The sequence below is a fragment of the Corynebacterium pseudopelargi genome (assembly GCF_003814005.1).
GTDB classification, from domain to species: Bacteria; Actinomycetota; Actinomycetes; order Mycobacteriales; family Mycobacteriaceae; genus Corynebacterium; species Corynebacterium pseudopelargi.
In genome coordinates, this window is sequence record NZ_CP033898.1 from 173004 (window position 1) to 187254 (window position 14251).

Annotated in this window: 14 protein-coding genes; all 14 read left to right on the forward strand. The window is 58.3% G+C overall.

Annotation, left to right across the window (positions count from 1 at the left end):
- Positions 1-93: 93 nt before the first annotated feature.
- Entirely contained in the window at positions 94-2013 is a 1920-nt protein-coding gene (locus CPPEL_RS00840) for a glycosyltransferase (protein ID WP_123959257.1), read from the forward strand.
- Positions 2006-2494, forward strand: a complete 489-nt coding sequence (locus CPPEL_RS00845; RefSeq protein WP_123959259.1) for a phosphatase PAP2 family protein — start codon at positions 2006-2008, stop codon at positions 2492-2494. The genes CPPEL_RS00840 and CPPEL_RS00845 overlap by 8 nt, the downstream gene beginning before the upstream one ends.
- Positions 2491-3474 carry a decaprenyl-phosphate phosphoribosyltransferase gene (locus CPPEL_RS00850; RefSeq protein WP_123959261.1) on the forward strand — a complete coding sequence of 328 codons (984 nt, stop codon included), beginning with the start codon at positions 2491-2493 and terminating at the stop codon, positions 3472-3474. Before CPPEL_RS00845 ends, CPPEL_RS00850 begins: the two co-directional genes overlap by 4 nt.
- Positions 3475-3579: 105 nt before the next feature.
- Positions 3580-4602, forward strand: a complete 1023-nt coding sequence (locus CPPEL_RS00855; protein ID WP_123959263.1) for an alpha/beta hydrolase — start codon at positions 3580-3582, stop codon at positions 4600-4602.
- Between the two features lie 141 nt (positions 4603-4743).
- The gene (locus tag CPPEL_RS00860; protein ID WP_245990463.1) at positions 4744-6621 is read left to right on the forward strand and encodes an alpha/beta hydrolase-fold protein; all 1878 of its coding nucleotides are present in this window, start codon (positions 4744-4746) and stop codon (positions 6619-6621) included.
- Positions 6622-7095, forward strand: a complete 474-nt coding sequence (locus tag CPPEL_RS00865) for a DUF732 domain-containing protein (RefSeq protein WP_123959267.1) — start codon at positions 6622-6624, stop codon at positions 7093-7095.
- Positions 7092-7991 carry a cutinase family protein gene (locus CPPEL_RS00870; protein WP_123959269.1) on the forward strand — a complete coding sequence of 300 codons (900 nt, stop codon included), beginning with the start codon at positions 7092-7094 and terminating at the stop codon, positions 7989-7991. Before CPPEL_RS00865 ends, CPPEL_RS00870 begins: the two co-directional genes overlap by 4 nt.
- A 90-nt stretch (positions 7992-8081) precedes the next feature.
- On the forward strand, positions 8082-9860 hold the full coding sequence (locus tag CPPEL_RS00875) for a FadD32-like long-chain-fatty-acid--AMP ligase (protein WP_123959271.1): 1779 nt from the start codon (positions 8082-8084) through the stop codon (positions 9858-9860).
- Between the two features lie 13 nt (positions 9861-9873).
- Positions 9874-10563 carry a glycosyltransferase family 2 protein gene (locus tag CPPEL_RS00880; RefSeq protein ID WP_123959273.1) on the forward strand — a complete coding sequence of 230 codons (690 nt, stop codon included), beginning with the start codon at positions 9874-9876 and terminating at the stop codon, positions 10561-10563.
- Complete coding sequence (locus CPPEL_RS00885) at positions 10560-11384, forward strand: phytoene/squalene synthase family protein (RefSeq protein WP_123959275.1); 825 nt, start codon at positions 10560-10562, stop codon at positions 11382-11384. Before CPPEL_RS00880 ends, CPPEL_RS00885 begins: the two co-directional genes overlap by 4 nt.
- Positions 11381-12856 (forward strand): phytoene desaturase family protein, encoded by a 1476-nt coding sequence (gene crtI, locus CPPEL_RS00890; protein WP_123959277.1) that lies wholly within the window; start codon positions 11381-11383, stop codon positions 12854-12856. Before CPPEL_RS00885 ends, crtI begins: the two co-directional genes overlap by 4 nt.
- A complete protein-coding gene (locus CPPEL_RS00895; protein WP_123959279.1) occupies positions 12857-13156 on the forward strand; it encodes a lycopene cyclase domain-containing protein in 300 nt (99 codons plus the stop codon).
- Positions 13153-13410 (forward strand): lycopene cyclase domain-containing protein, encoded by a 258-nt coding sequence (locus tag CPPEL_RS00900; protein ID WP_123959281.1) that lies wholly within the window; start codon positions 13153-13155, stop codon positions 13408-13410. Before CPPEL_RS00895 ends, CPPEL_RS00900 begins: the two co-directional genes overlap by 4 nt.
- Complete coding sequence (locus CPPEL_RS00905) at positions 13407-14240, forward strand: prenyltransferase (protein WP_123959283.1); 834 nt, start codon at positions 13407-13409, stop codon at positions 14238-14240. Before CPPEL_RS00900 ends, CPPEL_RS00905 begins: the two co-directional genes overlap by 4 nt.
- The last annotated feature ends 11 nt before the right edge of the window (positions 14241-14251 follow it).

Consider the following 14251-nt stretch of genomic DNA (forward strand, 5'->3'; position numbering starts at 1 on the left):
TTTCCTGACCTTCCCCGAAGCGTCACTCCCAGCAGGCTGAAGAAAGCGAGTAGCCTGATTGGGTAAGTTTTCGCCAAAAGGGAAGGTCATTTTATGGACGCGAAACTGCAGCGCTTCCTGCTGCCAAAGGCCGGCGAGCCTTATGACGTTCGCATGCTCTACCTCATCGAATCGGAGCACAACCAAACCCGCTCTCGCTGGACGGACCGCAATAGCATTAGCATCCCGGCCGGCAATGAGGTGAGCTTCCAGACCTACTTCAACGCCTTCCCCGCAAGCTACTGGCGCCGCTGGTCGCAGCTTTCCTCCGTGATCCTGCGCGTAGAGGTAGAAGGCACCGCCCGCGTGGACGTGTTCCGCTCGAAGATCGACGCCTCCAGGCTTTCCGTCGCAGGCGATGTCGTGAGCGATGGCACCTTAGAATTCGAGCTTTCGCTCAAACAATTCGAAGATGGCGGCTGGCTCTGGTTCGAAGTCACCGCCGATACCGACTCCACCATCACCGCCGGCTGGTACGCACCGCACGCCCCCAAGGCCCAGATCATGCCCGATGGCACCGAAGTTGGGCCATTCGAAGCCCGCGCCACCATCGGCATCCCCACCTTCAACCGCCCAGCCGATGCGGTAGCTGCACTCGAAGCCTTGGCAAGTGACCCGGAAGTAGATGCGGTGATCGACGCAATTATCATGCCCGACCAGGGCGATAAGCACCCCGCAGATGAACCCGGCTACCAGGAAGTCACCGAACACTTCAAGGATCGTTTCTTTGAATTCCGCCAGGGCAACCTCGGCGGCTCCGGTGGCTACTCGCGCATCATGTATGAAGCGCTGGGCCAGAACACCCCGGATTCTCCCTACATCCTGTACATGGATGACGATATCCAAATCGAGCCCGACTCCATCCTGCGCGCACTGCAGGCTGCCCGCTACGCCAAGCACCCCATGCTCATCGGCGGCCAAATGCTGAACCTGCAAGAACGCAGCCACCTTCACACCATGGGTGAGGTGATCGACCGCGGCAGCTTCATGTGGACCGCCGCGCCGCATACCCACTATGACCACGACTTCGCAGCCAATCCCTTGAAGAACCGCTGGCCGCAGAACCCGGACTTTGATGTGCGCGATATGCACCGCCGCATCGACGTCGATTACAACGGCTGGTGGATGTGCACCATCCCTCGTGTGGTGGCCCAAACCATTGGCCAACCGCTGCCGCTGTTTATCAAGTGGGACGATGGCGAATATGGCCTGCGAGCAGGCAAGGCAGGCTTCCCCACCGCATCGTGGCCGGGCATTGCCATCTGGCACATGGCCTGGAGCGATAAGGACGATGCGATCGACTGGCAGGCCTACTTCCACCTGCGCAACCGCCTGATCGTGGCGGCACTGCAGCACGATGGCGATACCAAGGGCCTGATCCGCTCCATGCAAAAGGCCACGGCAAAGCACCTGGTGTGCATGGAATACTCCACGGTGGCCATTCAAAACGAGGCCATGAAGGACTTCCTGGCAGGCCCAGATCATCTCTTCGATATCCTCGAAACCTCGCTGCCGCGCATTAATGCCATGCGCAAGGAATTCAGCGACGCCCAGGTGATCCCCTCTGCCAGCGAGCTGCCCAAACCCTCTGGCGCGCCGGGAGTGCCAACCACCTGGACCATCAATGGGCCACTGGCTGGTGCAAAGAAGGCCGTGTGGTTGGCCAAGAGCCTCAAGCACACGCTGAGCAAGGAAAACCGTGAGCACCACGAGGTGCCGCAGGCAAACCTGGCTCCCATCAATGCCCGCTGGTTCTCGCTTGGACAATTGGATTCCGCCACCGTGACCACCGCCGATGGTTCGGGTGTGGTCTTTCGTAAACGCGACCGCAAGCTTGCCAAGGAGCTGCTGCAGGAGTCGATGAAGCTGCAAAAGCAGGTGGCCGAAGAATTTGATCGCCTGCGTGGCGAGTACCGTGCGGCCCACGATCACCTCACCAGCCGTGAGGCGTGGAGCGAGGTGTTCGATGCGTGAGGCTGATGTGCTGGTGCAGATCCAGCGCAACTTTGCCGATCGTCCAGGAGTGCTGCCAGCGGCTCGCGCCATGAGCCATTTTGGTGAACACGCCCTCGGCTGGATGGGCCTTGGCGCCGCAGGCGCCCTAGTGCAGCCAGCTAAGCGCGAACAGTGGATCCGTTTGGCGGGTGCCGCTTTCTGCAGCCATGCCATAAGCGTGGTGCTCAAGCGTATTGTTCGCAGAAAACGCCCCAACGATCCCCGGATCAAGGTGGGTGTGGCTACGCCTTCCAAGCTGAGTTTTCCAAGCTCGCACGCTACATCCACGGCTGCGGCGCTGGTGAGCCTTGCGTATATTTGCGGCAAGCCCTGGCCATTGGCCGGTGTGCCGGTGATGATGTTCTCGCGTATGGTTCTCGGAGTTCATTACCCCAGCGATGTAGCAGCCGGTGCCGGCATTGGTGTTGCCACCGCAGTGATTATGAAGGGAAACAAGTGAGCGACGACGCACTATTGGAGTCAGAGCCGCATACCTCCGGCCTATCACGAAACCCCAAAGGCCCCACGCCAAAACCGCCGAAGAACTTGGGCGAGGCCATTATTAAAGGCCTGCGCCCAAAGCAGTGGGTAAAAAATGTGCTGGTGCTGGCCGCACCTATGGCCGCCGGTGCCGACACGCTCTTCCATCGCAGCACCCTAGGCGATGTGGCCTTGGCCTTTGTCGTGTTCTGCATGGCTGCATCTTCGATCTACCTGGTCAACGATGCCCGCGATGTAGAAGCCGATAGGGAACACCCCACCAAGCGTTATCGCCCCATCGCTTCCGGCAAGCTGCCCGTGAGCCTGGCATACGGCATGGCGGTGGCGTTGATCGTCGGCGCGGTGGCCTTGAGCTTTTTGGCCACTTCCGGCAAGGGGCTTGCCATCGTGGTGGCTGTGTACATTGTGCTCCAGCTCGGCTATTGCTTCGGCTGGAAGCACATGCCGGTGATCGACATTGCCCTTGTTTCTTCTGGATTTATGCTGCGCGCCATGGCAGGCGGTGTGGCCGCTGGCATCAACCTTTCCCAGTGGTTCTTGCTGGTAGCGGCCTTCGGTTCGCTATTTATGGCCTCTGGTAAGCGCTACGCGGAGATCCTGTTGGCAGAAAAAAGCGGGGCCAAGATCCGCAAAGCGCTCGAGGGTTATACCCCTACCTACCTGCGCTTCGTGTGGACACTTTCCGCTACCGCAGTGGTGATCTCCTATGCGCTGTGGGGCTTCCAAATGGCTTCGGCCGTGGATGGTGCTGCCAAGGTTTGGTACCAGGTATCTATGGTGCCGGTGACGGTGGCGATTTTGCGCTACGCCGCAGACGTTGACCGTGGTGAAGGCGGCGCGCCGGATGAGATCGCGCTCAAAGATCGCCCACTTCAGGTGCTGGCATTGATGTGGATCGCCTGCATTACCATCGCCGTCTACGTCGTGCCCGCATTGTAGTTTTGTCGCGTGATGCTCTAATGTGATCGGCATTAAGATCACGAAATTGTAACGCTTGAGTTCGGGGCCGCGATAGGTCTTCCGTTAATACAGTGAAGGAGAACTATGTCGTTCGCGTCTCGCTTGAAGTCGGTTGCCCGGAAGGCAACCGCGACGATTGCAGCGGTGGCTACCGCAGCTACACTCGCCACCGTTGGTGCAGGCACCGCTAGTGCTCAAGGCCACCGCGACTGGCTGCGCCCCGATGCTACCGGTCACTGCGAATGGGATGGCGTGCTCTTTTGGGTGCAGCGCTGTGATGTTTGGTCGCCCTCCAATGGCCGCAACATCACCGTGCAAATCCAGCCCGCTCAGCGCGCCGGAAACGCTGGCCTCTACCTGCTCGATGGTGCCCGTGCCCCGGAGGCCTATAACGCTTGGGCAGTCGATGCCCGCGCGATGGAAAAGTTCGTAGATAACAACATCACCCTGGTTATGCCAGTGGGCGGTGCTGGTACCTTCTACACCGACTGGGCCGGCCCACAGGGCTTCTTTGGTGGCCCTACCCCGAAGTGGGAGACCTTCCTTACCCAGGAACTGCCCGCCTACCTGCAGCACCACTTTGGCGTAAGCCCCACCAATAACTCCATTGCTGGTCTTTCCATGGGCGCTACTGCCGCGATGAACCTCGCGGCGAATCACCCGCAGCAGTTCCGCCAGGCGCTGAGCTACTCCGGCTACCTCACCACCACGCTGCCCGGTGCTTTTGCACTGATGGGTCTGGTTGTGTGGGATACCGCGCAGCTGAATGTGAACAACATGTACGGCTCGATCATGAGCCCGCGTCGTGCAGAGCTTGATCCTTATACCAACATGGAAGGCCTTCGCGGCAAGGACGTCTACGTCTCCGCAGCCTCCGGTGTGTGGGGTCCGGGCGAGATTGGCCAGCCGATCAATGGCCTGCTGGTTGGTTCCGCGCTTGAAGCCAGCGCCAATGCCTCCACCCGCTACTGGGAGCCCAAGGCTCGCGCCATTGGCCTGAACGTCACCTCTGATTACCCGCTTTTGGGCATTCACAACTGGCAGCAATGGGATATGCAGCTTGCAAAGACCCGCGGCCGCATCCTCGATGTGATGAACGCCTGGTAAGCCTTCGCGCTTGTGCCCATTGGGTATGTAGCCAAAAAGAAAACTCCCTGCGGGGAGTTTTTTCTTTTGTCCGGTGTGTCTAATGTGAAAGTTGAAGTTCAACTTTAAGCTTGGGACTTGACTACTGGAAGGAAGACACACGTGAAGCATGCAACCAAGCTCGCCGCATTGGCGCTGTCCGCTGCCTTGAGCGTTACCCTCGCACCCCAGGTGCACGCCCAAAGCGTCGAGATCCCAGGCGTTTCCGACTATCTGCGTGGCGATGCCCAACCGCGTACCCCGATCCGCACCGATTATCCCAAGATCGAAGGTCTGCCAGAAGGTGTATCTGTAGATCGTGTGGAGTGGTTGAGCGCTCGTCGCATCGCTTTGTTTATCAACTCCAAGGTGATGCCCGAGGCTCCCATCCAGGTGCAGGTGCTCTTGGCTCGCGATTGGTACAAGGATCCTTCGCGTAGCTTCCCCTCGGTATGGGCGCTCGACGGCATGCGTGCAGTGGACACCGAAAATGGTTGGACCATGTACACCAATATTGAGCAGTTCTTCTCCGATAAGAACGTCAATGTGGTGCTGCCCGTCGGTGGCGAGTCTTCCTTCTACTCCGATTGGCAACGCCCCGATAATGGCAAGCACTACATGTGGGAGAGCTTCTTAACCCAAGAGCTGATCCCTGTGCTGCGTGAGGGCTACCGCACCAATGATGATCGCGCGATCACCGGCCTGTCTATGGGCGGTACCGCAGCCATCAACTTGGCGGAGCGTCGCCCGGATCTGTTCAACTTCGCCGGTTCCTTCTCCGGCTACCTCGATACCACCAGTGTGGGTATGCCCCCGGCCATCCAGGCTGCGTTGTCTGAGGCAGGTGGCTACGATGCCACCGCGATGTGGGGTCCTTATGGTTCCCAGGACTGGATCGACCATGATCCGAAGTTGGGTGTAGAAAACCTCCAGGGCAAAACGGTCTATGTTTCTGCAGGTTCCGGCAACGATGATTATGGCAAGCCGGACTCTGTGGCCAAAGGCCCTGCTCAGCCAGCAGGCGTTGGCCTTGAGGTGATTTCTCGAATGACCTCGCAGACCTTCGTCGATAGGGCAAAGCGCGCAGGTGTTGAACCTGTGGTGTCCTTCCGTCCTTCCGGTGTGCATGACTGGCCGTACTGGCAGTTTGAGATGGTCCAGGCTTGGCCGTATATGGCCGATGCGCTCAAGCTGGGCGAGGAAGACCGCGGTAGCTCCTGTATGCCGGTGGGTGCGATTGCCGAGGCCACGAAGAATGGCGTGATTGGCGATTGCGTGAATAACGAATACGACGTGCCCGGTGGCAAGGCAGAAGACTTTGTTTCTGGCCGCGCGTATTGGTCGCCCAAGACGGGCGCGCATCCGCTCTGGGGCCGCATCGGATCACGCTATGCAGAAATGGGCGGTCCGGAGTCTTGGTTGGGCTATCCCACCTCTTCTGAGATCGAGCTGAAGAAGGGCCGTATGGTCACCTTCGAGCACGGCAACATCTACTGGTCGGTAGAAACCGGCCCTGTGGCGGTGCCGAATGACATCATCGCCACCTGGGGCACCCAGGGCTTTGAAAATGGCGATCTTGGTTTGCCCATTAAGCCCATGGAAGAAAAGAATGGCTACCGCATCCAGCAATTCCAAGACGGCATTGTGGTGAATAAGGACGGCGAGCCGGGTCATTGGCTCAAGGGTGTCATTGCCAAGAAGTACCTGGAGATGGGCACGGTTGAATCTCCGCTTGGCGCACCGAAGACGAATGAGCTTTCCATCCCCGGTGGCGCCTTCCAGCGCTTCGAGCGCGGCAACCTGTATTGGTCGCTGCCCACCAATGCCCACGCCATCTACTATGGTGACATCTTCGATGCTTGGGGCAAGAAGGGCTATGAGCAAGGCGAGTATGGTTATCCCACCAGCGATCAAAGCGAGATCCCTGCCGGTGGCCAAGAGATCACCTTCGAGCATGGCAAGATCCGTCAGATCAATGGAGAAATCAAGGAGGAGAAGTAGATGAAGCGCCTCGCGGGCTGCGTATTGGCTGCGGTATTGGCTTCCACCACCTTGGCTGCGTGCGGAAGTGCGACGGTAGAAGATGAGTCCACCTCTGTGGCTCCGTTGAGCAAGACGGCAAGCTCTACGCCTTCGCAGTCGAAGAAGTCCAAGGCTACGCAGGAGCAAGCTGAGCAGACTCAGGATCGCCCGGCTCAAGAAATTGATCAGGTGCCGGAAGAAAAGCTGGTGTTGAGCAAGCAGGATTCTGCCTATTTGGATCAGCTTGATAAAGATGGCGTAGATACCAAGGGCGTGGAGCGGGAATTGCTCACTGTGGCTTCTTTGGTGTGCTCTGAGGATGGCAGCCCGATGAATTCGGCTACGGTGCAGGCTGTTGCCGGGCAGTTGGTGGAGCAGGGCAAGACGGATAAGGATTTCGAGCAAACGGCGCAGGCTCTTGAGGCCAGCGCCAAGAAGGCATATTGCGCATGAAAAAACTCCTCATGGCGGCAGCCGCGATCATCATTGTGATCGTGATTGTATTGGGTGTTGCCCGTTGGTTAGAGCAGCGTCCAAGCGAGCAGACGGGCGCCCAGCAGCCGCCTTTGGCGCAGCCTGAGCACTGCGCCGATGTGGAGTTTATTTCGGCTCCCGGTACGTGGGAGTCCAATGCGGTGGATGATCCTTTTGCCCCGCAGGCGAATCCGAATTCTTTGATGCTGCAGATCACTAACCCTTTGACTGAGCAGTTTCAGGGCCAGAAGGTAAAGATCTGGACGCTGCCTTATACTGCGCAGTTTCGTAATATCAATGCCCAAGATGAGATGAGTTATGACGATTCTCGTGAAGAAGGCATTGCCAGGGTGGAGCAGGAATTGCGTGATGTGCATGCAGAATGCCCCCAGACCGATTTCATTTTGGCCGGGTTTTCTCAGGGCGCTGTGCTGCTTGGCGATGTAGCCAATAAGATCGGCGTGCACGGCGAGGTGATTCCCGCGGAGCGGATCCGTGGTGTTGCTTTGCTTGCCGACGGCCGCCGTGTGCCAGAAGCCGGCCAATTCGTTGGTAATCCTGTGGCCGGTGTGGGGGCAGAGGTTGCCCTTGAGCCGGTGAATCTTCTTGTGCAGCCGATCGTTCCTGGTGCCACGATGCGCGGCCCGCGCGATGGGGGATTCGGGGTGCTCAATGATCGTGTGATGGAGATTTGTGCTCCTGACGATACGGTGTGCGACGCACCTCGCAATGTGGTCAATGGGGTGGCTAGGGCTCGGCAATTGATTGAGTCCAATGGTGTGCACGGGATGTATGCCACGAATCCGAATGTTATTCCGGGTACTACTGCGGTGCAGTGGGTGATTGATTGGGCGCGCGACCTTATCCAGCAATAATTCTCGCGAGTTGCGCAACGCCAGCAACTTGCGCAACGTGCGTAACATTGTTAAGGTTTCGCTACCAAAATATAATCCTGAAGGAGAGTTATGGATATCCAAGCGGCAATGGGTCGTTTCTTCGACGATCAAGGCAATATTGCACTCACCGGTGAGCTCACGCTCGCAGCCTTGAGCGAAATCGTCTTCCAAATGGACCTCGCCGCTGGCCAGGGCGAGCGCCACTGCATGCGTTTTTGGGATTACTCCCAATCCCGCGAAGGCGAGCCCAAAGACTATAACCGCACCCAGATCAACACCCGCGTCAAGGTCATCGCAGCCCGCCTGCAGCAGACCGCGCAGCCGGGTGCCCGCGTGGCCATCTTGGCCAATAACAGCCCCGAGTACATCTTCTCCTTCCTCGGCATCCTTTATGCGGGCATGACTCCCGTGCCGCTGTATGATCCAACCGAGCCCGGCCATGCCCACCACCTCGAGGCCGTGATTGGCGATGCCCGCCCCGAGATCGTGCTCACCAACTCCACCTCTGCGGCAGCAACCCGTAGCTTCTTTGCCACCAAGCCCGGCACTGAGCGCCCGAGGATCCTCTCGGTGGATGCCCTGCCGGATAGCCTTGCAGCCCAGTGGCAACAGCCCACGCCTGCGGGCAACACTGATCCTGTTGATACCCCGGCGCTGCTGCAGTACACCTCAGGTTCTACCCGCACCCCTGCGGGCGTGATCCTTACCCACCGTTCGGTGATTACCAATGTGCTGCAGATCTTCCGCTCCGCGCAGGTCATGACCCCGCTGCGCATGGTTACCTGGCTGCCTTTGCACCACGATATGGGCATCATCGTCGCCGCCTTGGTCAATGTATTGGGGCTGCAGTTCGAGTTCATGAGCCCGCGCGACTTTATCCAGCAACCGGAACGCTGGCTCAAGCAATTATCTGAAGGCGAAGGCCACGTCTATACCGCCATTCCCAACTTTGCCCTGGAGATGTCTGCCCGCGTCGATGCACCAGAAAACCTTGACCTTTCCAAGGTGGTTGGTTTGATCGTCGGTTCCGAACCGGTGACGGAAAAAGCTGTGCAGAACTTCCTAGAAAAGTTCGAGCCCTATGGCCTGCAACGCCAGGCACTTCGCCCCTCCTATGGTTTGGCAGAGGCGGCCTTGCTGGTATCTACCCCTCAAACCGAGCAGCGCCCGGTGATTCGTCGCTTTGATCGTGAGGCATTGGCCAATAACCAAGCCAAGATCAGCGAGGATGGCGTGCCCATGGTTGGCTGCGGTCAGGTGGTCAATGCCCAGCATTTGGTCATCGTGGACCCAGAAACTAAGGCAGAGCTGCCGGAAGGCCAGATTGGCGAGCTCTGGGCGCATGGCCAGAACATGGCCGCGGGCTATCTTGGCCGAGAAGCTGAAACTCAAGCCACCTTCCGCAATACCCTCGGCGAGCGCATCACCGAAGGCCTGCCGGAAGATGATTTCTGGATGGCTTCGGGCGATCTGGCCATGATCGTCGATGGCGAGCTCTTTATCACCGGCCGCCTCAAAGACCTCATCATCGTCGCCGGACGCAACCACTATCCGCAGGATGTGGAGTACACGGTGGATCACGCCAGCGAGCAGGTGCGCCCCTATGCCGTTGCTGCTTTCGCCATCGAAGGTGATGACGTGGAAAAGCTCATCATCTTGGCAGAGCGCGATTTCGATCGCAGCGAACAAGACGATGCCGCCGCTATTGAGGCGATCCGCGCTGCAGTGACTCAAAACCACGGCGTGCAGCCGGCAGATATTCGCATCATGGATCCGGATACCATTGCGCGTTCCTCATCGGGCAAGATCGCGCGTCGAGTAGCAAAGCAGCGCTACCTTTCCAGCTAGGATCTAAAGGATCATGCCGAGTATTGCCGTGATCCTGCCTTGCCATAACGATGCCGCCTTGCTGCGCCGTGCACTCCACCATTTGCACGGCGCAGATGAGGTGATTGTGGTTGATAATGCCTGCACCGATGCATCGGCCGAGGTTGCTCGTGCTTATGGTGCGCGCGTCGTGGTTGAGCCCCAATTGGGCATCCCTTATGCGGTGCGCGCCGGATTTGATGCGGCAACGGCCGATATTTTGGTTCGCATTGATGCCGATGTGCTGCCGGGGGAGCACTTTATCCAACGCATCCGCGATGCCTGGGCCAGCGCCGATGAGCACACCGTGGCCATGACGGGCTGGGCCTGGTTTGAGCAACGCCCACGTTGGCACTCCATTGCCTATCTTGGCGCCTACTACCTTTCGGTGGGATCCGCGCTGGGGCACTGGCCGTTGTTTGGCTCAAATTGCTCGATTCGGCGCTCTTGGTGGTCAGCGGCTTCGGTGCACTTTCCAGACGCGGGTGTGCATGAAGACATGCACATTTCATTCGCCCTGAGTCCCGGCCAACGCGTAGGATTGTTGCCAAATCCCGTTGTTATGCACCCCCGAGCACTCGAGGGTGATGTGGGTATGCGTTTTCGCCGCGGCTGGCACACCATTGCGGTGAACTGGCGTACCCAACCACCTTGGCGCAGGCTCCCCGAAAGGTTTTTGCAATGAACCACATGCTCGAGCAATACGATGCAATGGCATGTAAGGCGGCGGCCGCGGTGATCTCGCAGTATTCCACGAGCTTTGCTGCCGCTACGAGCATGTTGGCTCCGCGTGTGCGAAGCGACATTACTAACCTCTACGCCATGGTTCGCATCGCCGATGAAATCGTCGATGGTACTGCGCAATCCAATCAAGCTGCCTTGCTCGATACCTATGAGCAGCAGGTGCTTTCGGCCAAAACGCAGCGCTTTCACTGCGATCCGGTGCTGCATGCCTTCGCCATTTCTGCGCGGCGCTGCAACTTCAAAGACGAACATATCCAGGCGTTTTTCGCCTCCATGCGCCAAGATCTGCAGCAGCGCAGCTTCGATGATGAAGCCCTAGCGCGCTATATCTACGGTTCCGCCGAGGTGATCGGCCTGATGTGCCTGGATGCATTCTTGCTGGATGTGGAGGCAGATCGCGCTTATCTCGACCCGGGCGCGCAGGCGCTTGGCAGGGCGTTTCAAAAGATCAACTTCTTGCGCGATTTGCACGAAGATCATCACCACCTTGGGCGCAGCTATTACCCGGGCATTGATGATGCGAAAAAGGACGAAGTGATCGCCGAGGTTCGCCAGGAACTTGCATTGGCTCGCGAGAGGATGCAGGCCTTGCCTATCCAAGCCCGTGTGGGTGTGGCGGCTGCGGTGGAGCTCTATCAGGAGCTGACCAATCGCGTGGCTGATCGCAGCATCGAAGAGATCAAGCAGCGTCGGGTTCGCGTACCTACCTGGAAAAAGCTGGCTTTAGCGGCAAAAGCTGCGGCCAAGAAAGGAAAAGCATGAAGGCAGTCGTCATCGGTGCAGGTGTGGCAGGTTTAGCCACTGCAGCCTATTTGGGTTATGAGGGATACGAGGTCACCGTCGTTGAGAAAAACGATGCCATCGGCGGGCGAGCCGGCTCGCTTGCTGTGGATGGTTTCCGCTGGGATACAGGCCCTTCCTGGTATCTGATGCCCGATGCCTTCGACCACTTCTTTGAGTTCTTTGGTTCCAGCACGGCCGAACGCTTCAAGCTGGAAACGCTCGATCCGGCTTATCGCCTCTTTCCTGAGGGTATGCAGCCGTTGGACGTCAGCGGCACCAAGGCGGTGGAACTTTTTGAGTCCATCGAGCCAGGTGCGGGCAAAGCGCTAGAAGAATATCTCCAAAGCGCTGCAGAAACCTACCAGGTGGCGGTGGATCACTTCTTGTACACCACCTTTACCCGGCTGCCTTTGCACCGCGACGTGACCACGCGCTTGTGGCTGCTGCTGAAGCTGTTGAGCTCTAATTTGGAAAGCTTTGTCAACGCCCGTTTCAAGGATCATCGCCTGCGTCAGATGCTGACGTACCCGGCGGTCTTCCTTTCTTCTGCACCGCGCAAGACCCCTGCGATGTATCACCTGATGAGCCACACTGACCTCACCCAGGGCGTGATGTATCCAGAAGGCGGGTTCGCCGCGGTGATTGATGCCATCGCCGATGTTGCGCGCGAGCAAGGTGCAAGTATCCGCCTTGGCGCAGAGGTGGCCCAGATCCTGAGCAAGGATGGCAAGGCCGTAGGTGTTGAGCTTGTCGACGCCACCGTCCTCGACGCCGACGTGGTGGTAAGTGCTGCTGACCTCAAACACACCGAGCAGGCCTTGTTGCCTAAGGATCTTCGCACCTACCCGGAGTCCTATTTTGCCAAGCGCAACCCCGGTATCGGCACCGTGTTGCTCTACCTCGGTGTTGAAGGCGAGCTGCCTGAGCTTTTGCACCACAACCTGCTCTTTTCCAGGGACTGGGACCCTGATTTCGAGGCGGTGTTCAATGAACCAGCCGGCACCTCGCGTTCGTTGTATATTTCCAAGCCCTCGGCCACCGATAGTGAAGTCGCACCTGAAGGTTATGAGAACCTCTTCGTGCTCGTTCCCGTGCGTGCCGACGAGCACTTCAACCGCGAGGAACAGGTAGCGGATGCAGCCATTGAGCAGATTGCGCAGTGGACTGGCATTGAAGATCTAGCCCAGCGCATTGTCCAACGCCACATCGTTGGCCCGAAGCACTTCGCCGAGCAATACTATGCGTGGTCGGGTGGCTCTGTCGGCCCTGCTCACACCTTGAAGCAATCCGCACTACTGCGCGGCAGCAATGCCTCCAAGAAGGTAGATGGCCTGTACTACGCCGGTGCCACCACCGTGCCTGGCGTGGGCGTGCCCATGTGCTTGATCTCTGCAGAAAACGTGCTCAAGCGCTTGCGCGGCGATACTTCCCACCAAGCGCTGGAGCGCTAGATGGCGGCCGCGTACCTGATCTTTTTGCTGCTGAGCTCAGCGTGCATGGTGCTGTGCGACTGGCGATTCAAGCTCACCTTCTTTGCCAACCCAAAGCGCAGCGCCATCATCATGTTGGCGTTGGTGGCCATGTTCTTAGTCTGGGATGCACTCGGCATCGCCACTGGCTCTTTTTATCGTGGCGATTCTCCGTATATGACGGGCATTGAGCTAGCCCCAGAAATGCCCATCGAGGAGCCAATCTTCTTGGCCTTCCTGGTGTATCTGAGCATGAACATCGCTGCAGGGGTGAGCAAATGACGTATCTGTTGATCAGCCTGCCCTTTTTAATCCTCGCGCTTGCAATCAACCGCGGGCGCAAGCCAAAGGCAACGGCCATCACCGTGGCCGCGTTGCTGGTGCTTACTGCCATCTTTGACAATCTGATGATCGCCGCGGGGTTTGTTGGCTATGGCGATGCCCAGCGCCTTGGTATTCATGTGGGATTAGTGCCCATTGAAGATTTCTTCTACCCGCTCGTGGTGGGCCTTATCGTGCCGGTGGTGCATAAATGATCAAACAAATCCTTCACGCATCGCGGCCACTGAGTTGGGTCAATACCGCCTTCCCCTTCGCTGCGGCCTATCTGCTTTCAGGCGCAGGTGTGAACTGGCTGCTGATACTTGGCACCTTCTTCTTCCTCATTCCCTATAACATCGCCATGTACGGCATCAATGATGTCTTTGATTATGAGTCGGATATTCGCAACCCACGCAAAGGTGGGGTAGAAGGAGCGGTGCTTCCCAAGCAGATGCACACGCCTTTGCTGTGGGCATCGGCACTGAGCACCCTGCCATTGCTGGTGATCATGGCCACCCAAGGCGCTGTGGGTTGGCTGCTCTTTTCTGCATTCTGTGTGGTGGCGTATTCGGCCCCACCGCTGCGTTTTAAAGAACGCCCCGTGCTCGATTCGGCTACGTCATCTGCACACTTTGTTACCCCGGCGATCATCGGCGCCGCCTATGGGCAGCCCCCCGAGGGCTTCTGGCTTGCCATGGCCTCGTTTTTCCTTTGGGGTATGGCTAGCCACGCGCTTGGGGCGGTTCAAGACGTGCAATCTGATCGCGCCGGGGGTCTGCACTCCATTGCCACCAAGCTCGGGCCGCGCCTGACGGTGCGCTTGGTGGTTGTGGCTTATGCGCTTGCGGCTTCGCTGCTATTCTTCTTACCTTCGCCTGCCTGGCTCATTGGATTGGCTGGTTTTGGTTATGCCCTCAACGCTGCACGCTTTATGGGTGTTACTGTTCAGACTTCTCCAAGTGTGAACCGCGCGTGGCGGGTGTTCTTGGTGTTGAACTTTGTGGTTGGTGCAATCCTCACCATGGTGTTGCTGGCGCTAACCTAAAAGGTAAAACG

Coding starts and splice junctions, on each gene's coding strand:
- CPPEL_RS00840 (WP_123959257.1), top strand. CDS start 94: ATGGACGCGAAACTGCAGCGCTTCCTGCTGCCAAAGGCCGGCGAGCCT.
- CPPEL_RS00845 (WP_123959259.1), top strand. CDS start 2,006: ATGCGTGAGGCTGATGTGCTGGTGCAGATCCAGCGCAACTTTGCCGAT.
- CPPEL_RS00855 (WP_123959263.1), top strand. CDS start 3,580: ATGTCGTTCGCGTCTCGCTTGAAGTCGGTTGCCCGGAAGGCAACCGCG.
- CPPEL_RS00865 (WP_123959267.1), top strand. CDS start 6,622: ATGAAGCGCCTCGCGGGCTGCGTATTGGCTGCGGTATTGGCTTCCACC.
- CPPEL_RS00870 (WP_123959269.1), top strand. CDS start 7,092: ATGAAAAAACTCCTCATGGCGGCAGCCGCGATCATCATTGTGATCGTG.
- CPPEL_RS00875 (WP_123959271.1), top strand. CDS start 8,082: ATGGATATCCAAGCGGCAATGGGTCGTTTCTTCGACGATCAAGGCAAT.
- CPPEL_RS00880 (WP_123959273.1), top strand. CDS start 9,874: ATGCCGAGTATTGCCGTGATCCTGCCTTGCCATAACGATGCCGCCTTG.
- CPPEL_RS00885 (WP_123959275.1), top strand. CDS start 10,560: ATGAACCACATGCTCGAGCAATACGATGCAATGGCATGTAAGGCGGCG.
- crtI (WP_123959277.1), top strand. CDS start 11,381: ATGAAGGCAGTCGTCATCGGTGCAGGTGTGGCAGGTTTAGCCACTGCA.
- CPPEL_RS00895 (WP_123959279.1), top strand. CDS start 12,857: ATGGCGGCCGCGTACCTGATCTTTTTGCTGCTGAGCTCAGCGTGCATG.
- CPPEL_RS00900 (WP_123959281.1), top strand. CDS start 13,153: ATGACGTATCTGTTGATCAGCCTGCCCTTTTTAATCCTCGCGCTTGCA.
- CPPEL_RS00905 (WP_123959283.1), top strand. CDS start 13,407: ATGATCAAACAAATCCTTCACGCATCGCGGCCACTGAGTTGGGTCAAT.